At 55.0% G+C, this 23,288-nt stretch carries 17 protein-coding genes; 3 read left to right on the forward strand and 14 right to left on the reverse strand.

What is annotated here, in order from left to right:
* Positions 1–13: 13 nt before the first annotated feature.
* A complete protein-coding gene (locus VAE57_RS05785) occupies positions 14–2,053 on the reverse strand; it encodes a VanW family protein (protein ID WP_322820941.1) in 2,040 nt (679 codons plus the stop codon).
* A 246-nt stretch (positions 2,054–2,299) separates the two neighbouring features.
* A complete protein-coding gene (locus tag VAE57_RS05790; RefSeq protein ID WP_322820942.1) occupies positions 2,300–4,840 on the reverse strand; it encodes a GAF domain-containing protein in 2,541 nt (846 codons plus the stop codon).
* Positions 4,841–5,001: 161 nt separating this feature from the next.
* Between VAE57_RS05790 and VAE57_RS05795 the strand changes: the two genes are divergently transcribed.
* Entirely contained in the window at positions 5,002–5,565 is a 564-nt protein-coding gene (locus tag VAE57_RS05795; RefSeq protein WP_322820943.1) for a disulfide bond formation protein B, read from the forward strand.
* A 477-nt stretch (positions 5,566–6,042) separates the two neighbouring features.
* The gene (gene glmS / locus VAE57_RS05800; protein WP_322820944.1) at positions 6,043–7,905 is read left to right on the forward strand and encodes a glutamine--fructose-6-phosphate transaminase (isomerizing); all 1,863 of its coding nucleotides are present in this window, start codon (positions 6,043–6,045) and stop codon (positions 7,903–7,905) included.
* Between the two features lie 321 nt (positions 7,906–8,226).
* Here glmS and VAE57_RS05805 read toward each other — a convergent pair whose 3' ends face one another.
* The 8 genes from VAE57_RS05805 to VAE57_RS05840 all read right to left on the reverse strand — a co-directional run bounded on the left by VAE57_RS05805 (position 8,227) and on the right by VAE57_RS05840 (position 16,575).
* On the reverse strand, positions 8,227–9,603 hold the full coding sequence (locus tag VAE57_RS05805) for a DUF4129 domain-containing protein (RefSeq protein WP_322820945.1): 1,377 nt from the start codon (positions 9,601–9,603) through the stop codon (positions 8,227–8,229).
* A gap of 115 nt (positions 9,604–9,718) precedes the next feature.
* Positions 9,719–9,883, reverse strand: a complete 165-nt coding sequence (gene rpmG, locus VAE57_RS05810; RefSeq protein WP_012256375.1) for a 50S ribosomal protein L33 — start codon at positions 9,881–9,883, stop codon at positions 9,719–9,721.
* Positions 9,884–10,012: 129 nt separating this feature from the next.
* Entirely contained in the window at positions 10,013–11,185 is a 1,173-nt protein-coding gene (locus VAE57_RS05815) for an ArsA family ATPase (RefSeq protein WP_322820946.1), read from the reverse strand.
* A gap of 168 nt (positions 11,186–11,353) precedes the next feature.
* Entirely contained in the window at positions 11,354–11,734 is a 381-nt protein-coding gene (locus tag VAE57_RS05820; RefSeq protein ID WP_322820947.1) for a zinc ribbon domain-containing protein, read from the reverse strand.
* 29 nt (positions 11,735–11,763) lie between these two features.
* A complete protein-coding gene (locus tag VAE57_RS05825; protein WP_322820948.1) occupies positions 11,764–13,068 on the reverse strand; it encodes a pyrimidine-nucleoside phosphorylase in 1,305 nt (434 codons plus the stop codon).
* Positions 13,069–13,102: 34 nt separating this feature from the next.
* Positions 13,103–14,728: an NAD(P)H-hydrate dehydratase gene (locus tag VAE57_RS05830; protein ID WP_322820949.1), complete on the reverse strand. Its 1,626-nt coding sequence runs from the start codon at positions 14,726–14,728 to the stop codon at positions 13,103–13,105.
* 9 nt (positions 14,729–14,737) lie between these two features.
* A complete protein-coding gene (gene acpS, locus VAE57_RS05835; RefSeq protein ID WP_322820950.1) occupies positions 14,738–15,151 on the reverse strand; it encodes a holo-ACP synthase in 414 nt (137 codons plus the stop codon).
* 8 nt (positions 15,152–15,159) lie between these two features.
* The gene (locus VAE57_RS05840) at positions 15,160–16,575 is read right to left on the reverse strand and encodes a hypothetical protein (RefSeq protein ID WP_322820951.1); all 1,416 of its coding nucleotides are present in this window, start codon (positions 16,573–16,575) and stop codon (positions 15,160–15,162) included.
* A gap of 239 nt (positions 16,576–16,814) precedes the next feature.
* On the opposite strand from VAE57_RS05840, the gene lexA reads away from it, so the two are divergent.
* Complete coding sequence (gene lexA, locus VAE57_RS05845; RefSeq protein WP_322820952.1) at positions 16,815–17,465, forward strand: transcriptional repressor LexA; 651 nt, start codon at positions 16,815–16,817, stop codon at positions 17,463–17,465.
* Positions 17,466–18,343: 878 nt separating this feature from the next.
* On the opposite strand, the gene VAE57_RS05850 is transcribed toward lexA, so the two are convergent.
* The 4 genes from VAE57_RS05850 to VAE57_RS05865 all read right to left on the reverse strand — a co-directional run bounded on the left by VAE57_RS05850 (position 18,344) and on the right by VAE57_RS05865 (position 23,107).
* A complete protein-coding gene (locus tag VAE57_RS05850) occupies positions 18,344–19,420 on the reverse strand; it encodes an ABC transporter permease (protein WP_322820953.1) in 1,077 nt (358 codons plus the stop codon).
* A gap of 116 nt (positions 19,421–19,536) precedes the next feature.
* Positions 19,537–20,487, reverse strand: a complete 951-nt coding sequence (locus VAE57_RS05855; protein WP_322820954.1) for an ABC transporter ATP-binding protein — start codon at positions 20,485–20,487, stop codon at positions 19,537–19,539.
* Complete coding sequence (locus tag VAE57_RS05860) at positions 20,484–22,826, reverse strand: hypothetical protein (RefSeq protein ID WP_322820955.1); 2,343 nt, start codon at positions 22,824–22,826, stop codon at positions 20,484–20,486. The genes VAE57_RS05855 and VAE57_RS05860 overlap by 4 nt, the downstream gene beginning before the upstream one ends.
* Positions 22,827–22,972: 146 nt before the next feature.
* Positions 22,973–23,107 (reverse strand): hypothetical protein, encoded by a 135-nt coding sequence (locus VAE57_RS05865; RefSeq protein ID WP_322820956.1) that lies wholly within the window; start codon positions 23,105–23,107, stop codon positions 22,973–22,975.
* Positions 23,108–23,288 lie beyond the last annotated feature (181 nt).

Genomic DNA, 23,288 nt, shown 5'->3' on the forward strand with positions numbered 1-23,288 from the left:
TACCCCACACAATTTACCCCGTCGCATCTGTTGGCGGTTCGACCGGTGGCTGTTCCACCGGTAACGGTTCTGCTGGTGGCGGTGTCGGCGTTGGCAATGGTTTGCCATCAGGGCCAAGATCGGCGGGATTGTACTCGAAAATATCCGGCCATGGCTTGAAGCGCGTCACAAACTCACGGCGCTCGATCTCTTTACCGTCAGGGCCAAGTACGATGCGTGTAAAGAGAATATCCATCCCACCACGTGCTTTGTCGCTTTGTCGTGGCTGGCCAACTGGACGAGAAGGAACCGCAACATAGACCGGCTCGGTCGGCGGCGGTGTACGATTGGTGATTACCGGCCCTTCTAACAGTACTCTCCGTCCGGTCTCAGGACCGTAGAGCCGCACTTCGGCCAGATTCCGCCGCGTATCAACCATCGTCTGCATCAAAATCCAACCACCGGTGTCGTTGAGAAACTTCAGGTCAGGGCCACCGGTGAAGATGGTGGCATCCATACCGGGGCCATCACCGTATGGCCCAAATGCATAACGGTCGTACCAGCTAATGTAAAATGAATGCCCCCAACGCTCGGTAATCGGCAAACCGGCCCAGAATGCAGCACGAAAGACGGTTGTGCTATCCTGGCAAATCCCACCACCCCACTCTAACTGAGTACGATTCTGAATGATGGCATAACCTTCAACAAAGCCATTTGAGCTATCAATGCGACCAATCGTCTGATTGAATGAAAACTCTTCACCGGGTGCAATGAGGATACCGTGCAACAACCGCATGCCGGCCTGGATATTGGTCACGCGATAGGCTGCCGAACCGGTGAAATCGCTACGACCAACCCCAAGCAGAGTCGTGATGCCCAACTGATCGAGGTTGTCAGCCGTGACCGGTGGCGGTATCTCGCGGAAGTTTACCGTTACCGTGCGTTGATCCGCCGGTTTGTTCAATGCTTCAAGTACCGCGTTCAGCGCCTGCGCTTCGTCGATTCGTTTACCTGGCTTGCCCGGTTGAAAAATCTCTAACTTCCCTTCGTTCCAGTTGAGACGTGGATAGGTGCCCTTAACTTCAGTTGAATCGCCGAGCACGATCAACTTTTCCATCACCATATCACGATCAACGCTCACCGCCAGCCGGTCGCCCATCGGATCGGAAATCCGCTCAACCCGAATCATCCGCGCCAGTTCATCGAGCGACCAGACAAACGGACGATTATCAACCAGCAGTGTTACCGGCCCCGCCAGGAGAGCTGCGATCTGATCCTGGGCGAGGAATGCTGCATCATCACGGAGTGATGGCTCAAGGGCACGAGTACGCAACGCGACGGTATCCGGATTCAAATCCTGAATTGCGGACAATATCTCTTGCAATGTCTCAGCTACAAGCACCTGGCGCCCCACCGCACTCGGTGCTACTTCCACCGTCGTGCCGTGTAACATCAGATGGGCATCACGTGCCGGTTGTTCAACCTCCGCCACCCTGGCTAGCAGGTAGCGTTGCATCGCATCTTGATCGATAGAGAGGCGTAAGGGAATATCAATCCCATATTGCCAGACAGCACTCATCTGCTGAAGATCGGTAAAGAGGTTCGCACTCCGCCCTACCGCCAGCGCTGCATCGAGTGCCGCGTCAATTTCAAGTGCAACACCCAACTCAGCAAGCGTTGGCGTCCAGGAACGACCACTGTAGGTTAGCACAACTGGCTGGGCCAGAAAAGGTGCAAAGCTGGCCTCAATCGCCGCTCGTGCCTCCTCACGGGTCATATTTCCAACCGCAACGCCGCGCACCGTCACATTGGGTAGAATGCGTCCGGTATACGAGCGATCAAGGAAAACCATGCCTGTACCAACAATCGCCAGGCCGAACAATACAACTAACAGCAACCACCACCATCCACGGGATACCCTGCGTCGGGTACGCCGGCCTGTGCCACGCTGCACTGCCGGAGGATGAACCACTTGATCCGGCCAGTCGACAGCACCGGGCAATGATGGTGAAAACACCTCACCATCGGTGCGCTCGTGAGTTGGATTGAAAGGCTGCGAATGCTGAACCGACACCAAAACCCTCCTTGCCACCTGTAAATTTGTCTGACAACCTAATATACTCTTGTCAATGGGGGATGTCAATAAAACAAAGCTGACAAATTGCTTGCTTTTGGCGGTTATATCGATATGAACAAAGTATTCCGCACGGTTGGCAGGACTTTAGCGGTAGCTGGAAGGGAAATCCACACCGGGACGCTTGTGCAGATTAAAACGTGCGCGGTGCGATAACTATGTATCCATCGGGTGAGAGGGGGATGTTTACTTGTGAACAGGGTTCTCGATCAACCTGCGCACTAACGCCAGTAATTCACTGGCGCGAAAGGGTTTTTGCAACGTAGCCATGACCGGCACATCCACCAGATTCTCTGCCTGTACCGCATAACCACTGACCAGGGCCAGCGGAATATGCGAATGCATTGCTGCAATCTGGCGGCAGACCTCATAGCCATGCATATCGGCAAGCGTCATATCGATCAGCGCACAGACTACAGGATGATCACTGATCGCCCGAATCGCGTCATTGCCATTATGAAATGCCAGCACACGATAACCGGCACGAACCAGAATGCGTTCGATAAGTGCCCGTACTTCAGGGTTATCATCAATGACCAGAATATAAGACTCCTCTTTCGTTGGTGATGGAACTGGTAACATTTCAGTTGTTACGGACGACATCACCGGTAACCAGACGGTAAAGGTACTCCCCTGACCGGGTTGACTATCCACTTCCAGACCGCCACCGTACCGCTGCACAATATGCAGCACACTGGCTAAACCCAGACCATGACCATGCGATTTGGTGGTAAAAAACGGCTCAAATATACGCTGACGAATAGCGGGATCGATACCCTCCCCGTTATCACGAACCTCCAGGATAGCATACTGACCGGGCAGCAAATGGTGCTGTCGTATCAACCGGCTCTGCATTCTGGCTGTCACCACACACAGACCGGTTTGGACCCAAATCTCACCCCTCTGATCCGGAAACGCCTCTGCGGCATTGATCACCAGATTCATCAACACCTGCCGTATATGTACCGGATCCGCCAGCACAGCAGGGAGACTCGGTTCTAACCCAATGCGAATGTGCACATGAGGGCCAAGTGAGGATTGTAGCAGAGAGACAGTTTCCTGAATGAGGTGATTGAGATCAACCGGTTGCAGCGCCGTCTGCCGACCGGTAGCAAACGATAGTAATTCGCGGACCAAATCACCGGCCTGATGGGCAGCCTCGATGAGATGGTGAATATGCTGATCGGCAGGAGAACCCGTCGGATAGATTGTTTGTAACGCATTGGCATGCGCGACGACCATGCTGAGCAGATTGTTGAAATCGTGCGCGATGCCTCCGGCCATGATTGCCATACTCTCAAAGCGTTCGAGCGCCTGAAGGCGCTGTTCATCACGCACCAACGCCCAGGTCTTTTCCCGCTGATCGGTTAAATCCTGGCCAACCAGTAACAACTCCCCGATGGTACCATTCGTCTGTCGCCGACAGGTCACTGTCCACAAGACGTAGCATTTCCGCCCATCTACCCAAAATGAGGTTTCAAATGAACGATCCCCCTGACCGGTAATGACTTCGCGCACCAGTGCAGCGAAGAGAGGGCGTTCAGCCTCACTCAGCAGCGTCGTGGCGAACGGACGCCCGATCACATCCTCACGCGCACGAGCCAGTACCTGGGCGGCCATGCGGTTAAATTCGGTGATGCGGAGATCGGGATCAAGGCATATCACTAGATTACCGGCCGGCTCGATCAGCAGGCGAAAGCGCTCGTTCGTATCGCGTAGGCGCTCGAACAACAACGAGTTGAAGAATGCAACCCCGATCTGATCGGCCAACAGGGAAAGTAAAAAGAAATCCTCATCGTCTAGCGCTGGATTACCCTGTGACTCGACGATGATGACCCCAACCGGTTCGGCTGTTTCGTAGCGTAACGGCACCGCAATACACTGCTTCGTGTCGGGCATTACCTCCAGAAAATCCGGATCGTGCTGCGCATCACGCACAAATTCAGCTCCCCCGTTGCGTATGACCCGCCCGGCAACCCCTTCGTGCAACTGAATAACCGGTAAGAGCCGGTCATAGCCAACGACTGCCTGTAGGTGCAACGCCCCATTCTGAAGCAGATACATGCTGACGAGCTGATACCCGAAGACATCGTGCAATTGTTTCACAACCAGCCGACAAATAAGATCGGTTTGCAAGGTTGAATTAATCAGGGCTGCTACCCGCTGTACCATCAGCAGTTGCTCTAAACGGCGTTGCGTGGAACGATGCAGCAGAATATTCTCGACTGCCATCGCGATGCGCCGGGCCAATTCGCAGATCAGATCGATGTCATTAGAAGTAAAGCGCCGCGATGAGGTATCGGTGATCGTCAAGACCAACGCACCACAGGTCATCCCATGCCCGCGCATTGGCACACCGAGAATATGACGTGGCCGGATTTGGTGCAGAATATCTCGGTACAACGGGGAAAATGCCGGGTCGTCGTAATATTCGTCGGACAGATCGGCAAGCAAGAGTGGTTGACTGCTATCCAGGACACGAGCCGGTATCGAATGGGGATCGATCAACAGAGAGTGTTGAATAAGATGTTCGACGAGGGGCTGGAAGCGAGTATCGGCATAGGCCAGAGCAACCCGGCGTACCTGCTGCCGTTCATCGCGGATAACGATAGCACACAAATCCCCTAGCAGTGGTACTATGTGGCGGGCAACCTGTTGCAGCGCCTCAATGCCATCTAATGAGACGAGTAAGGCGCCGACGTCGGCGAGCAAACGGGTTTGTGTCACAGTCCAACGTTTTGCCATCAGTTGGCTACACTTTCATGCATAGCAACCCGCCCGCCAGAAGATAAGTATAGTATACGCTTTTTTAATCACGACTTCAAGCAATCCCTGCTCGTGATACAATACTGCCAGTGAACAAAAACTACGTAGCGCGGAGCATAACGATGGATCGTGTGCAATCAATGGAATTAACTGCCACAACATCACCGACCAGCCTGCTCGACTGGCTGACGTTGACGTGTCGGCATATTGCCTTGCTGGCAGCAATGCTGGCTACTGGTGGTAGTCTCTTTTTCAGTGAAGTGCTGGGCTGGATTCCCTGTGAGCTGTGCTGGTATCAGCGCATTTTGATGTACCCACTGACAGTTCTCCTCTTCATCAGCATCTGGCGCGATGATCGTAAGGTCTATCTGTACGTGTTACCCCTCTCGCTCACCGGGATTGCGGTTGCGCTGTATCACTACCTGATGGTGATGTTGATTATCCCACCCGCACCTTGCGCCGGTGCGGTACCCTGCGCGTTTGATTACATCAACATTCCGGGGATACTGAGTTTTGTCAAGATTCCATTTCTGGCGCTGGTTGCTTTCATCATTATCAGTGTGATGATGGCAAATCTGGCTCTGGCCGAAACTGCGCCGGCACACGGTCGGATGGCGCGCACGATCGCCACGGCCATCGTCCTGGCAACCAGTCTCGCTTTCATCGGTCTCGGTGTGATGATCTGATTGTTAGCGATTATATAAGTAAACTGTCATTAGCAAGTGGCCCGGAGTATGGTATACTCTGGGCACTATGATCAAGATGATAAGGGCTGTGCGGGGGCACGGCCAGGAGGGAACAACGACCGACAATCTGCTTTGAAGCGCATGGACTTCGCGAGGAGCGAAGTTGACGAGGAGGGAGGTTCCCGGCGCGAGCCGGAGCTAACGGGTCTGAACGACCCGGAACATCGAGAGATCAGCGGAAGCCTCCCCGGTGCAGGGCACCACCGATAACAGACAAACCAATACCTGCCGGTGACGGTGAGGGCAACGTTGTCTGTAGTGACCCACCACTATCCATTCCCCCACTGATGACATGAATATTGGCTATGGATGCTACTCACGGTAGCAGGTCTGGCTGCTGCACGCTGTCGCAAACGGCGGCTGCCATGGGCTGCTATGGATTGCCTTTGCTTTCTTTGCTATGAAGGAGTTTCTGCTATGTGTGGTATTGTGGGCTATATTGGTGGACGTGAGGCGACCGAAGTTGTGCTGAATGGCCTTCGACGATTGGAATATCGGGGTTACGATTCGGCGGGGATCGCTATCTACGATCCAGATGCCGGGTTGCAGTTGCGCCGTAGTGTTGGCAAGCTCATCAATTTGCAACAACGGGTGCAGGCTGATCCACCACGTGGCCGGGTCGGCATTGGTCATACGCGCTGGGCCACGCACGGCGGCGTCACCGAGCAAAATGCTCACCCCCACCGTGATGCCAGTGGCAACATTGTGGTGATTCAGAATGGGATTGTTGAGAATTATCTAAGCCTGAAAGGGCGTCTGATCGAATTGGGGTATCAATTTGAGTCGCAGACCGATACTGAAGTGATTGCAAAGCTAATTGGGCATTACTACCACGAGCAGCGTGATCTGGTCGCGGCCACACGTCAGGCGTTGCAGGAACTACGCGGTGGCAATGCGGTTGTCGCATTTTGTATTCACGAGCCGGACACGCTGGTTGCAGCGCGCCTAGGCAACGCTGGTGGCATCGCGATTGGGCTTGGTGACAACGAACAGTTTATCGCTTCCGATATTCCGGCTATCCTCGATTACACGCGCAATCTGATCTTTCTGGAAGACCACGACATCGCCGTTGTCCGGCGTGACCAGGTAACGATTACCCTGCTCGATGGTACACCGGTGGCACGGGCGGTACACAGTATTGCCTGGGACCCTGTGGCGGCAGCGAAAGGTGATTATCGCCACTTTATGCACAAAGAGATCGATGAGCAACCACGGGCGCTGATGGATGTGTTGCGCGGACGGATCGATCAGGAGCTTGGTCTGATCACGCTCGAAGACCTCCGCCTCGACGATCAGGACTTACGTCGGGTCCGTCGTATCTACGCTATCGCGTGCGGTACGGCATGGCACGCCGCGTTGGTGGCGAAGTTTATGATCGAGAATCTGGCCCGGGTGCGGGTTGAAGTCGACTATGCCAGCGAGTTCCGCTACCGCCAGCCGATATTGCAGAGCAATGGTGAGCGTGATGCGCTGGTTCTTACTTTCACCCAGAGCGGCGAGACAGTCGATACGCTGGCCGGCATGGAAGAGGCACGCACGCAGGGCGTCCCCAGTGTAGCGATTGTCAACGCAATCGGTAGTCAGGCCGCCCGGCTGGCTGATGGTGGTCCGATCTATCTGCACGCCGGGCCAGAGATTGGGGTCGCATCGACAAAAGCCTTTACCTCGATGCTGGTTGCAGGCTACCTGTTTGCACTACGTCTGGCGCAGGCACATAGGACATTGACGCCGGCCCAGATTCGGGAACATATTCAGGCGCTGGTGGAATTGCCGGGCAAGGCGGCACAGGTGATCGAGCAGGTCACTCCTGTATGTATCGAGTTAGCCGAGCGCTACTATCGGGTTGGTAATGCCCTCTTCCTGGGTCGTCAAATCAACTACCCAATCGCGCTCGAAGGTGCGCTCAAGCTCAAAGAGATTAGCTATATTCACGCCGAAGGCTACCCGGCAGGTGAAATGAAGCACGGACCAATTGCCTTGATCGATGAGGGCATGCCGGTTGTCTGCATTGCTACCCGCGACCACATTTACGAAAAGATGATCAGTAACGTCGAACAGGTGCGTGCGCGTCACGGCCAGGTGATCGCAATTGGTCACGAGGGTGATGAGTTGTTGGCGGCAAAGGCGAATCATTTCATCGGGGTGCCAGCGACATTACCACTACTCCAACCGGTGTTGAATGTGATACCGTTGCAGATCCTTGCCTATCACATTGCCGTGTTGCGTGGGTGTGATGTCGATCAGCCACGTAATCTGGCCAAGAGCGTGACTGTAGAGTAGGCATTATCGAGAGCAGGCTACCAGATAACACTTTTCCGCACACTGCGCGGTGTGCTTCCGGGTTGCAGTGTGCGGAAGCCGTATCGCCACACTTCATACAGCGTAGACACGGACAGTTTGGTGTGAGAGCATTGGACGAGGAATGCATTCTGATGCGAGCCAGCGGCTTGCGCTCGCAGGAGTATACTCACCCGTTTCGACTCCCAGTTCAGTGTGTACCGACATCATGCCAGCCTCGTGGACTGGCATTTCGAGATCACATCACTGCTCAAAATACTGAAAAACTATACCGGCGCTGACGTTACATTACAGCAGTTATGGTTACTGTGCTTGCTGTGATGATGATAATGATGTACGCAGTCCATGCAACGAACGCTCGGCGGCATCAGCTTCATCGGCATCCACACCATCTGGTCGATAGCGTGCCCGTTCATACGTCGCAGTCAGATCGATGAGCGGCTGCCGGTCGGGCAGCGCCGATGAGATGTGTCTACACCACTCGGCTGGTGTCTGATCGGGTGGACGTTGCCAACCCTGGGCCTCCAGGGCGAGCAGTGCCTGAATATACGCTCGCCGCACACGCGACACCGCATCAGCCCCTCGCAGGGCAGCCAGTGCAGCTTGCAAGCCATGCAGACGCCGCCGGAAGGGGCGCCGGAATGAACCAAACAGATCACGAAGGTCAGCGATCAGACTCTGCCCGATGTCGAGCGACTGGCGTTCTTCATCGGTCACCGAACGACGGTGGCGTCGTCGCCAAAGCACGATGATGATGACCAATGCTACCAGTGGGATCAATGCCAGCAAGACGGTTGCCTGTTGGGCAATGGCGACGACTGTCTCTGCGGCAGTATCATCAACCACTACCGTATCGGGGGTTGGGGGTGGCTCTGGACGGAGATTCATCTGTGCCAGTGCCCGGCCTAATGCCCCCAGAAGTATACGTATCACTTCACCAAAGACAACGGTAATGAGATAGACAACTGCGGCACCGATGAGTGCAAATGGCAAGAGGAGCAGTCGCAAAAGCGAGATAATCCCTTCAAGGGCCAGATCACCGCTTAGTAGAGCGGCTAAACTGATACCAAGAGCGAGCACGGCACCGATCACACCCAAAAGCAGAAGACTCCACCGTACATCCAGTGACTGAACTTGATCGGATGTCATCTCAACAACGTGGGTCAGCGCCAGCGCAGCAAGACCACTACCCACGAAGACAACAATGTAGACCAGCAGCAGGTCATTACTAACCGCTTCGCCTGCACGCAACAGTGGACCGAGGATGAGTGCCAGTACCGCACCGATCACACCACGTCCGGCCAGGGTCAGAATAGTAGCACTGTCGTGGTCGGCGAGTCGCACACCACGCCAGACCAGAAAGAATGCAACCAACACTGCCAGATAGATCGGGCCACTTTGGGGTTGGCCAGGACGTAACACTGCGAGCAATGTAAGCGGATCGAGGTCGAACGTCAACCAACTCAGCCAGGCTGCCGCGACTATTGGTGCCAGCATGAGCAGCGAGCGATTAAACGGCCAGCGCAGACGGCTCCCGATCTCATCAGCCACCCGTCCCAGCACGACGGCGCTGAATAGCCCCGGCCACGACAAGGCAATGGTCGTCAGTGTCAGGAACGGCAACCCGACAACCGTTGCTTCAAACGCAGCCAGAAGTATTGTGCGGAACAGGCGAGTCATGAGAGAACAGATTTCAGGTCAGGTGTGGCGAAGACGTACCTTAGCAAACCGCAGGAGGTACAACTGACGCAAAGAAAAACACCGGGAGCGGTTATATCGCTCCCGGCCTCTCGACTTACTTCGTCTCACGATAGAGCACGTGGCGGCGAACAATCGGATCGTACTTGCGCAACTCGAGACGGCTCGGATCGTTGCGGCGGTTCTTCTCGGTGGTATAGGTATGACCGCTCTCAGTGCTCTTCAGCTTGATCACGATGCGGTTTCCCTTTTTGCTGGCCATGGCAATTCCTCTTCCCAACACTACACACGAAATTGCGCCTATCGGCGCACTACGCGCTAGTATACCATATCGCCTGAAGGCGGGCAACTGGGCATGAAAGACGGGCGTAACCTTTAGTGGTCATGCGCATCAGGCAGCCACATCCCGCCGGAAGACAACGCGGAGGGATGAGTCCTCAAAGAAAGCATCTTGGGCCCGCAAACGGGCCAGTGATTGTGGAAGTACAATCCGATGACGGTGCCAGCCAACCGAGATCAGTAGCTCATCATCGCTTTGGGCCAGATGAACCTGATCTTCAGCGGCAAAGGGCAAAGGCACGATCAAATCATAGCCGTAGGCAGTCTTCTCCACGCGCTGGGTTGGCCCTTGATACAGGAAGGCTGTCGGATCACGGTCGGCAAAGAGATGGTCGGCCAACTGCGACAGCAGTTCGGTACCAACGATCTCTTGCGAAAAGTGGGGGGCACGCAGGATGGGCAGCGGCTCAAACATCTCTTCGACCATCGGCGCGTACTGCTGCTGCATTGCCCGCCACTGCGCGAAGTGAGCATCAACCTCAGGGGGTAAAATCCGGTTTACAATAATGGCATCGACCGCGTAGCCAAACAGACTGAGGTAGGTCAACGACCGTTGCGCTTCCCGAATTACCATCTTTTCGAGGTTCATGACGATGCGAGCGGTGCAAATCTGCTGATTGGTTAGCAATTGGCGCACATCGATCAAGGCATCAATCGCTTGCTGAGCAGAGGCCAGCACATCATCATCGGCAATTGGCATATCGGTGACCCGGCGCGCTACCGGTCGTACCACGCGCAACAGAGCACGGGCAATCGGGAAGAGGCGGGCGATCCACCAGCGCATCACATCTGGGAGCGACAGCAGGCGCAACGTCTCGCCGGTAGGGGCCGCATCCACGACAATCACATCGTACTTACCTTCATCGTAGTGACGTTTGATCTGGAGCAAGCTGAAGAGTTCTTCGGTGCCGGGAATAACCGACAACTCACCCTGGGCGATGGTCTCAACACCCTGCCAGGCCAGCAGATCGGCCAGATAGCGTGAAACTGTACCCCAGCTCGATTCAAGTTCGTGCAAGGCATTGATCTCTTGTGCCCACAGATTGGGGGCAACCTGAAGCGGTTCTGCCCGCAGATCAACACCGAGCGAGTCACCCAGAGAGTGGGCCGCATCGGTCGAGAGCACGATGGTTCGATAACCGAGCTGAGCGCAGCGGAGGGCACTAGCCGCTGCAATACTGGTTTTGCCAACGCCGCCCTTACCGGTGTAGAAGAGAATGCGCATACTCGACCGTTCGTTGTAGAAGCGATTTTGTATTATGATAGCGTTAAATTATCTTTTATGCAAATTCGTCGTGCGTGTATCAATTAGCATGTGCAAGCTACCCTAAAGGTAGCCTGAGTGTTACAACGTGACGAATTGCAACGGATAGATGAACCGCCCCGACCCTGATCAGGCCCAACCCAAATCATCCGGCTTCCCGGTTGAGCTGCTCTCATCATCTTTCTTACCGCTCAGTTCTTCTTCGAGCATCTGATCAACCATCTCGTCCCAGTCCTCACCGGCATCTTCACCCAGCTCCTTGCCTAGCCGCTTGGCCCAGCGCGCAATCGAGCGGGGGTCGTTTTCGTCAAGCCCCATGAACGTTGAAGGATCGGCAAGCGATTCGAGGCGATCTTCCTCTGATTTGAGGGTTGCAAAGCGCGAGATTGCACGACGCACCCCCGTGTTGCCGCAGCGTGGACAGGCCAGGCCGGGAGGGTCACTGAATCCACGTACCAGTTTTTGAAACTGGCCGTTACATGCTGGACAGAGATACTCGTAGATTGGCATAGCAACCTCTATTTCCTGGTCACTCGGTGTTAGCGAATAATCTCTTCAACTAAGGGCAATGGCGGTGGTGGCGTATCATGAATAGTATAGGCATACTGAAGCCGTTCGGCAACATGATCGACATCAGCTTCACGTGCAGCGTGGATGGTGAGCAGTGGCGCACCAGCATCAACAGCGTCACCAACCTTTGCCCGCAACACCAATCCTACTGTATGGTCAATTGTATCGTCTTTGCGTGAACGTCCGCCACCCAGCGTATTGACCGCTAAACCCAATGCCTGACCATCAATCGCCGTCACAAAACCTGCCCGTGGTGCCGGGAGATCGACCTGCACGGGGGCGACTGGCAGGTGTTCAGGATGATCAATCACATCTGGATCGCCACCCTGATTGATGACCATGGCCCGAAACTTTTCCCACGCTGCACCCGACTGCAATGCCTCGCTCAACAACGCACGTGCGGCATCACTATCGTTGCGTAAGCCGGCCATGCGCACCAATTCACTCCCCAACACAAGGCACAGCTCAACCAGATCAGACGGCCCGGAACCGCGCAGAGCTGCGATAGCTTCCCGCACTTCCAGCGCATTACCGACCGCAAAACCGAGCGGCTGTTGCATGCTGCTCAGCACTGCAGCAACTTTACGCCCTGCATGCTGGCCGATTGCCACCATCGTTTGGGCCAGACGACGGGCATCGGCGAGTGTCTGCATGAAAGCGCCACGCCCATATTTTACATCGAGCACGATACAATCAGCACCCGCTGCCAGCTTCTTGCTCATCACACTGGCCGCGATCAGTGGAATTGACTCGACGGTGGCAGTGACATCGCGGAGGGCATAGAGTTTTTTGTCAGCCGGTGCCAGATCGCCGCTCTGGGCAGCCACCACTAGCCCCAGTTCACGCACCGCTCGCCGAAACTCCTCGGCACTGAGATTGGTGCGAAAACCACGAATGCTCTCCAGTTTATCAATTGTGCCACCACTAAAACCGAGACCCCTACCACTCATTTTTGCCACCGGCAGGCCAACGGCAGCGACCAGCGGTGCCAGTACCAGGGTCGTTTTGTCACCGACACCACCGGTTGAATGCTTGTCAACCGTCAGCGGGGCAATATCGTGGAGATCGAGCATATCGCCGCTGCGAGCCATAGCGATGGTCAGATCAGCCGTTTCGCGATCATCCATCCCGCGCAACACGATAGCCATTGCCAGGGCAGCCATCTGATAATCGGGAATCGCACCGGCTGCATAGTTCGCGACCACCCATTCAATCTCTTCAGTGGTCAATGCACGGCCATCCCGTTTCGCGGCAATAATTTCTACCATACGCATGGCAGGCATCCTTTCTACGTCCTGGCCCGGCAAATCAGCCGGTGCGCAACTCTTGCATGACTGATGGCAACAGCGGCAACAAATCACCGGCAACAACGCCGGCATCACCAAAGGCCATACGCGCTCTGGCCCCGGCGGCACCGTGCAGGTAGACACCCAGCGCCGCGGCAGCGAATGGCAGACACCCCTGGGCAATCAAGCCGGCAATCACACCGGCCAAGACATCACCCGAACCGGCTGTCGCCAGAGCCGGATTCGCCCCATCAAAAATCAGCGTGCGGCCATCTGGGGCAGCAATGACTGTGGTTGCACCCTTCAGGACGACCGTCTGTCGCCAGCGTTGCGCAGCTTCAGCCGCCGTCGCAACCCGATCAGCAGGTAATTCACTTACGCCAAGCAGACGACGCATTTCGCCGGGGTGCGGGGTAAGCACGCAACGTTCGGACGATAACCGCTCGAACCAGTTTGGGGCAGTGGCAAGAATATTCAGGCCATCGGCATCGATGACTGTAGGTGGTAAAGCCACTGTTTGCTGGGGCTGATTGGTACGTGGTTCACCGACGGCAACAAAGCCGACACGAGTCCGACTTCGCGTGTGATCGAGACCAAAGAGACGCAGTACCAGTTTGCGGGTTGCCTCTGCCTGACCCAATCCCGGCCCAAGCAGTAGTGCCTGATAGGCTGACAGATGCTCGGCCAGATCGTCAACGGCGGCAGGGCCGATTGCACCCCAGTCACCTTCGGCAACCGGTAACAATGTCACCTCTGGGGGTAGCGTAGCCAGCGACAAGACTGTGCGGCCAGTGGCAAGGGTGACCAGACCGGCACCGGAGCGTTGGGCACCGGCACACGCCAGTACGGCTGCACCAGGGTAATTGATCGAGCCGGCAACCACCAGTACTTTACCGAAAACACCTTTATGAGCATCAGCCGGGCGGGGTGGCAACAATGTACGTGCCTGGCTGGCAGTCAACAATTCGCTCATTGTTAATACTCCATCTAATGATGACAGGCCGATGGGGGCTACCACAATCTCTCCTGCATAGCCACGACCGGGCCAGAGCAGTAATCCCCGCTTGATCAAACCGGTCGCAACGGTCAGATCGGCACGAATGGCTACGGTGGGTACCTGACCGTCATCGGCACCAACGCCACTGGGAAGATCAATAGCTACCACTCGCAGATCAGATCGTTGAGCACGTTCGGCATTCACAGCCTGAATGATAGTTGCCAGGTCAGCAGTCGGTGGTCGGGCGCCGGTACCCAACAACCCATCAATTACCAGAACTGCCTTACTGAGAGTCTGCACGAGGAGCGAACCATCACCATCAGTTGCGGCGAATAGCTCAGAGATGGCTCGCTCACGACAGGCTTGCAGGTTGGTATCAACCCCACTACGGCGCCAGACGTAAAGGGTGACCAGCGCACCGGCATCGGCCAGATGACGGGCAGCGACCAGCGCATCACCGCCATTGTTACCTGGGCCAACCAACACCAACACCTGTCGATTGGCTAATGGTGCAGCGTAGTGCAGAACTGCGTCGGCCACACCGGCCCCGGCCTGCTCCATTAAAGCCGCCCAGGTCGTACCATGCGCAACCGCAGCCTCTTCCGCAGCCCGCATCTGACCGGCAGTTACTACAAATGGTAATTTCTCCATAGACATCAGCTACTCCGCCCATGCCACAACACTGGCAAGGGCCAGTTCACCGGTATGAGACAAACTCACAGCCCAGGCACGAATTCCCAAAGCTGCGGCTTGCCCGGCGGCAAACCCTGATAAACGTAATACAGGACGACCATCGTTGTCACGTACCACTTCGATCTCGTGAAAGCCGGCGCGCGGGCGATCAGCGACTGCCAGTGCCCCAAGACCACGCAGCCCGATACCCAGGGCTTTGGCACATGCCTCTTTCGCTGCCCAACGTGCTGCCAGTGCTTCGTAGCGAACATCGCCCGAAGCGACGAGACAGTCAGCCTGTTCGGTCGCGGTATACACGCGCTGCACAAACCGCTGACCGTAGCGCATAACTGCACGCCGGATACGCGCCACCTCTACCAGATCGATCCCGTGATACAGCATAAGGCAACCTATTGCGTTCCGACCAATGACACCTCGGCCACCCGTGCGTCGTAATCATGGCCATTGGCGTAGATCTCAACACTGCGCAGATAACGATAATCGGGCAACCAGTTCTCATCACGCAAATCGACTCGGAACCGGGTCCAGGTCGATGGTTCGACGCGCAGGTAAAAAACCCCATCGGCACGTACCCGCAACGCATCATCACTGGCAGCCGTGTACATGCAGATCACACGCTCCTCATCGGGATCGGCTGGACTGCTATGGCGGGCAACGATACGGATCATTACCGGACATTCGGTGCCGCGATCACCCGCTGCCGGTAATGATTGATAATCCACCCGTGCCCACAGTGAAAAGACCAGAGAACGAAACTCGGACACATCGACCCCACCCCCTTGTACACCGAGTGGTTGGCGAATACTGGTGACAAAGCCTTTGGTCTGCCCGCCAACCCGATAGAACCACGCCGCGGTACGCCAGTCTTCGAGGGAACAAACCAGCGTATCGTTGGGAGGCCGACAAATCTGCGCCAGCCGGAAGAAACCGCGTTCAGGCAAGGGCAGACTCGGTGTGCCTGAAACCTGCCAGGTGGTTGAACGTGGCAAGGTCGGGTCATCGGTGCGCGTGGTATTGTTATACTCAACCTCAGAAAAACGGGAAAAACCGCCATCGCGAATAAGCTCCCAGCGTGCCGGTATCGGTAATCCTGGAATACCTGCCGGATCGACTTCGATCCGCTGTCCGGCAGCCAGCCGTACAGGTTGACCAACCACACCGGTAACGATAGCACTCCCGCTGCGCACAGCAACATCGGCTATCAATGCCGGACGGCCATCACTCCGTATCACTCGACGTTCGGGTGGATAGAGATTAATGCTATAACTACCACCGGGTAATAATTTGACCTGGGCATCGCCTACAGTGACGGTGAAGAACACATTTTGAAACGGTTGATCGCCGCGCACATCGTAGCGCACATACCCATTCGTCTGTTCGAGCGCAACCTGTAACGTGCCACTATGCCAGCGCGTCGTGCGCAGCGTTGTCAGCCGTAGTTCGGTGCCGGCCCATAGATCAAGTTGACTACCCTCGAACAGGCGTAACGAGGCCACCTGCCCGTAGCCGGCATTGGGCAGGGTACGCACCGCTTCCCCCTCACTCAAAGGTTGCTGGTCGCGCACCCCCTGAAAAATGGTGCGACCGGCCGGCTGCCAGACGATGCTTTCATTGGAGCCACGCACGACCAGAACCGCGGTCTGTACATCGGTCGCCGTCAGATACCACTGACGGATATTCCACACCACCCACGAAGTCAAAGCAAGGAACAAACCAAAAAAGACGAAAAGCGTCAGCCACGCAATCCGTAAGGTACGTCGCTGCGCTGCCAATCGATCTTGTGCTGCAACCGTTGATGTTCTCATGGCTGCCATTATACTCCAGGCCGACCTTGCGCTTGCCAGAAATCAACCTTGCCAATGATACGATGAAATGATGACAGGCAGGATACGCTTTCACAGATGGTATAACGTCAAGTGTAGCAGACAAAAACTTGAACAAACGTACTTGACAAAACAAGTGTTCGTTAGCTATAATTGCTACATAAGTTCTAATTTTTTCGCCGCAGCCCATCAAGGTCGCGGCCAACGAAAGGAAAGCGGCCATGAGAAGGCACGAGATGTCTGATCGACAGGCGGAAATCTATCAATACATTGTTCGTTTCATCAAAGAGCGTGGTATTTCGCCGTCAATCCGCGACATCCAGCGCGATCTGCACATCTCATCGACTTCAGTTGTCTCCTACAATTTAGATGTTCTGGAGAAGCTCGGCAAGATTGTACGTAACGATAAAATCTCGCGTGGTATCAGTCTACCGGGGATGGTACCGGCACTTTTGAGAAATGATATTGGGAGGGTACCATTGTTAGGTACGATTACTGCCGGTTCACCGCTCCCCGATCCAGAAGAGATCGATATCAATCGAGCAGAGCAAGTGGTTGTTCCAGCCGATGTTGTTCCCCCAGAGCGATTGAACAATGTGTACGCATTGAAGGTACGTGGGCAATCAATGATCGACGCCCTGATTGATGACGGCGACATTGTCCTGCTCCGCCAGCAAGAGACAGCCGAGAACGGGCAGATGGTGGCGGCCTGGTTGATTGACGAAAATGCGGTGACGCTCAAGAAGTTCTACCTTGAAGATGGTCGCGTTCGCCTGCAACCGGCCAACTCCACGATGCAACCTATCTATACGACGCCCGATAATGTTCGTATCCGGGGACGGGTGATCGGGGTGTTGCGCAGCCTGGTATAGTACGCTACCAGTGTTTGATATACAGATCAGTGACTGATACTGCTGTTGCTTGAGCGGGATGCGATACATCCACCGTATGCCAGACAAGAGGGTGATGACAGGCATGCTTATACCTGTCATCACCCCGATTTTTTGTTCTCCTAAGCACAGATGATATGACCAATGCATCGGGTACGCATTGTCAGCTAATGCTGTTGGACGATATGTACAGGCAGGATTCCACGCTTTAGCAGTTATCCCGTGCTGCCTGGTCAGATGATCGTGACGTGAACGCATGTTGTACCATTGCGAAGAGTAACCGTGTGACAAGCACCTGGATATGGATCACGGTGAGTGCGGCAGCGCATGGCTTCCGCACTTCACATGACAGGATATTTCTCATCTGGTAACATAGCAGTCGGGACACACCAACCAGCTATCACCCTAATGCAGCACCTGAACAATACACCACAGGAGACCAGTAGAGGCGACGCATGCGTCGCCCCTGCTGCCGCACCGCCGACGATCCATCAGCGACTCGCCGATAGCACACCTGGCAACGCTTCAGCACGAGGATCACACCTGAACGATGCACATTGTTGAGCAGGATTTAGAAGTTATCTCAAATTACTGATAGACGACATCATCGTGACGATCACACACATCATCCCCCTGAGCGGCAGGATGAACAGTGTGACACGCACCCGTCATGAAGCACGGCTGGGGCGGCAGCGTGCTGCCACATTCCAAACGATGCGACACGCCTATGACAAGCGTGCAACGAACCAATTCAGCGAATGATTACACGACCGAAGCAACTCTCTGCTATACCAACGGGTTGGGAGCAGGATAGGCTGTTCTTCGTCCCGCTGCCGTCGTTCCATACTGCATAGTACACTTCACGGCGCCTTTGGCACATCAATCGGCATCGGTTCTACGGGCATCAGCCAGGGATCGACCGGTGGGATGATCCACCACCACTCGATAGTCACCCACATCAGCAGAATCATTGCCCCAATTACAGCGATAAAGCCCAGATCGCTCCAGCGTGGTCGCCATCGCCGTACCGGGAGCGCCAGATGCGAACTAAGCCAGAGCAGAATGAAGGTGCCTAAACCAAAGCCCAGCAATGTTGCCCGGTAGACCGGCATGACGACTGAGCCTTCCGGCGTGTAACGAAGGATGCCAATGCTGAACTGTGACAAAAACGGCACGATCATAAATGGATCATTGACACTGAATAACGGAAGATCGGGCTGAGATACGTTCGGCGCAACTGTAGTCACGGCAACGATAGCACTGAACGGATTGAGGTAGAGTAACCATGGTGGTGGACTCTGTCCCTGCGGGTTACTGAATTGTGGCCAGACAGAGGCGATTAGCAAGGGAATACCGCAAATCACCAGTACAATGCCATAGCTCAGGATCGTTGCCGGTGTTGTTCGTCCAAACAAGGCCGAACTAAATAGACCGATTGTGCCGAAGAAGAGTGCAGCACCACCAAGCAGCAGCACGGTAAGGGCAAGCATTCTTAATTCAACCCCGCCAAAGATCAAGACAGTGCTGAAGATCGGGATCGACGCAACAATTAAGAGCAACAAATAGCTTAGGGCGCCGATTAACTTTCCCGCTAACAATTGCCCTGGCCGCAAAGGTGTTGCCAGCAACATATCGTAAGTCAGACGCTCTCGTTCGCTGCTGATTGCCCCGCTCGTCAGGATCGGGGCGACCAGGACGATAAAGAACATTTCAGTGAAGGCCAATCCCTTAAACAAAGCCTGCCCGATGTGTGAACTGAGCACAACCATTCCCGTGCGCGCCTGAAGCACCATATACTGATAGATACCAAAGGTGGTAAGTATCAGCAGCAAGAGAAAGAGCGTCAGGATCAGGTATGGTCGCGCACCGCGCATTCTGGTGCGGGCTTCGCGCACCAGAATTGGGTTGAGCAATGGCCTGCGAATCTGTGTCGTCATATTCTGTCCCTGGTGTGGTATTGCCACTATGAAACGCCTGTCTGCGAAACCTTACCGGCTCAGAGGAGTGTCACGCCTTCCCCACAAATCGGCAGTGTGCTAAGATCAACCGCCAACTAGCGCGCATCGGTCATCGTCAGCCGTAAGAAAAACTCTTCGAGGCTCTCACTGCGCGCACTAAATTCACTGATTGCAACGCCAGCATGCACCAGGCCGGCAAGCAGACCGGCACACTGCTCTTCGTCCACTGTTTGCGTCAGTTCGATAGTAAGTGACCGCGGATCGGCTGGGACAGTGCTGATCGCCTGTACCAGCGGTTGCTGTTGTAAGAACGATACAGCACTGATCAGGTCACGCTCATGCACAATGCGGAGACGAATGCGTGATCCGGTGACCAACTGCTGCTGTACTTCGGCCAGCGACCCACTGATGATCATACGGCCATGATCGATAATGCCAATCGCATCACACACCTCGGCCAGTTCACTCAAAATATGCGAGCTGAGCATAATGGTTTTACCCATATCACGCAGAGTTCGCAACAACTCACGCAACTCAACCCGCGCCCGCGGATCGAGACCACTGGCCGGCTCATCCAGGAGCAGGATAGGCGGATCGTGTACCAGCGCGTGGGCCAGGCAGAGACGTTGCTGCATACCACGCGAAAGGGTCTGCACGAAGGCATCTCGTTTGGCGCTCAGATCAACCAGATCGAGCAGCTCGCCAACTACCTGGCGGAGACGCGTCCCACGCAACCCGTAGCAGCGGGCAAAGAAATCGAGGTATTCCCATACACGCAGATCATCGTACACACCAAAAAAATCGGGCATATAGCCTACTAATCGTTGAGCTGAGCGCGTTGTCAATCGCTCACCCAACAGGCGAATCTCTCCACTGGTCGGCGTGAGCAATCCGGCCAGCAAGCGCAGGGTCGTCGTTTTACCTGCGCCATTTGGGCCGATGAAACCGTAAATACTTCCCTGACTCACCTGCAAATTAAGGTGATCCAGAGCGACAAACTTCTTATAACGGTGCGTCAGATTGATGGTCTCTATCGCCAACGTCATGGTAAGCGCCCTCGCACTACAGGATCGGCGTAGACACAGGTAAAGTTCTGGAAATCGCGATTTTTCAGACGTAACCGGATGACTCCCTGACTGCTCAAGAAGCGATCGGGTTGCGGTATATCAAGGGCCACACTCTGAAAGGCATCGGTTGGAATCGGTGTCCAGCTCCCGGTTATCCAATCGTACACCTCAATCTCACCGCTCCAAAACGAATCGGAGCGCAGGTTGATCAGCAGGACGCTAGGTTGTAAACCGATCAGATCGGCTGGGAGGGTAAAACGCATGATCGTTGGTTGCAGGTCAGGGGCAATACCGAGCAGATTTCCATTATAGCAGGGGCTGTTGGTGCCGGCAGTTTGTTCAAACGAACCAATAAAGCCGTTGCTGGTTAGCTTTACTTCATCGGTTACTTGCAATCGTACTGCTCCACGTACCAGCGTCAGGTGCTGCATTGTAGCCCGTCGGTCAACCGGGATCAAGGATGTTTCAGTATCCTGATACCAGGCCAGCAGCAAAGGCTGTGCGCCACGAGTGATCGAGCCATAGCCGTAGAGGGAATCGATGATGCGGCTGCGCAGTTGGAGCGTTGGCGACACCGGTTGCGCGACTCTGCTCATCGCTTCAAATTGTGGGCCATAGATAAGATAGCTTAGCGAGATGCCATCGAAGGCATGACTAGGCCGTTCGAGCGTAGCCGAGCGCTGTTCACCGGGAGCCAGTGCATTGATCAGCGCAATCTGTTCACCGTAGGCCAGAACAACATCTTCGAGTGTTCGTTCGCTGCGATTCGTAACTTCGCCCTGCACTGTATCACCGTTCACGGTGATCTGGGCGGTAATGAGAGGTGCACTAATCACGCGATCAGAAGCAATCGCTTGCATTGACCATTGTGATATTTCCAGGTTCTCAACGACCAGATTATCATCAGACCCCTGCACATAAGCACCATTCGTTAATGGCGGTGAACTCCATGGCCCTTGTACCGACACCGGTCGTACCATTGTCACACTCTCGGTCGCCTGCAAGCGATAGGCATACCGATCTGGCGAAAAAATACCGATAAATGACCGTTCGTGTGCTGACGTTGGGGTATTAGCGTCAATCAGCGTAATCTGGCTAACTATCACTTCACCACCACGCAATTCGTAACCGATGCCATACGCACCCGCGGCAAAGATGCCTGTCAACACCGGAACAACCACCCAACCCCACGCCAGCCGATCCAATCGCCGTAGAACGAGATATGTTACCGGTCCTACCATCACCAGATAGCAGGTGAGCAAAATCCCGATCAGGTTCAGAGAAGGTAAATCGAGCGCCGGCAGCGTGGTTAACGCGCTGGCCAGATTCTCTTCGACATAGGTCGAGTAAAGCTTTGCGCCGAACCCAAGGCCTGACGGAATGAATGAAGGTGGTGGTAGTAATGCCTGCCACAACTCACGCCAGCCACTCCAGTTCACCACTTCAGGGGCTGCGAGATCAAACGTGAGTACGACTGTTTGACCATTACCGAAACGCTTGCCATAAGCCAGTGGCAACGGCGTTGACGTCAGCGGCAGGGTGATTGGATACACGTCGGGTGCGCTGGCAGATGGTGTCAGAGTCACCGGTGTTACCGGTGGATCAGTAAGCGGTGCAGCCAGCGCACCCGTCGTAGCCGGGATCAGATCGCGAGGCAAGCTAGACAGGGTACGCGCAATCCCAACGTCACCATTCACAAGGAGTGTACCCCCACGCTGCACCCAGGATTGTAACGCACGTTGCTGATCGGGTGTTATCTCATTTGCCGCGACATCGGTGATAATCAGCGCATCAAATGGTGATAGGCCCAGACCCTCTGGCGGTAGATCGGCCAACGATACAGGCACACTCGTCACTCTGATACCGTCAGCCAGTTGTGCAGGTAAGCGCAATTCACGCTCACCAATCACACCAACCAGAAGCCCTTCTGTCACCGGCTGTAAACGTGTTGAGGCTGTCGTTACCTCAGTACCATTGACTAACACACGCACACCAAGTTGACGAGGCGCACCGTAGATGAAGGCATATAATATCACCCCCTTACGCCCGCCACCAGGTAACTCGACAAACGTACTCTGAAAGGGGCCATTTGCTGTTCCGACAACGATCTCAGCCGTGCGATCAACGCCGTTGTTCGTCACCTCAACTGTCACCGGCAACCAGACCCCTGGACGAACCATACCTTGAAAGGCCGGACGTACAACCAGTGTTATATCGGATGCTTGTGCTGCTACGGAATGCGGCAACCACGTACCAAATCCGATGCAGAAGACGCCGAGAAGTATCAACCACCCTGCCCACGCACGCAATCCTCGCATGCGGTATCCTCCATGTAGTAAGGCAAAACCGACATCACTGTTAGAGACGTGATCAGGGAGAAAAAAGTTCCTCGTAAGACAAACGCGCCTACCCTTACAGCGAAGGGCAGGCGCGGCACACGTGGCTGCTATATAATAGAGCGCGTTTAACGGCGCGGACGGTGCAACGGATAGCGATCACGGATTCGAACACGGACCGGATCGGGCTGCACCCGACGCAGCGATACTAACAATCCACCGGCTATGAGAACGAATACCGCCAGTAGTAATAGAGTGGTCATACGCGCATCCTTTCCGCTGCGAAATGGGCCAGCACCCGCAAGCGCAAGTGCATAGTTTCAGTAGTGAGTAGTATAACGAAAAATTGTTACCGCGTCCATACCATTTGATGGATTTTTAGTGATTTTTCATTTCCGACAACACTACCTGCCATGTTGTCACGTCAACTCAGGTATGTATCGT

Source organism: Chloroflexus sp. (assembly GCF_034434295.1).
In the GTDB taxonomy this organism is placed as follows: Bacteria; Chloroflexota; Chloroflexia; order Chloroflexales; family Chloroflexaceae; genus Chloroflexus.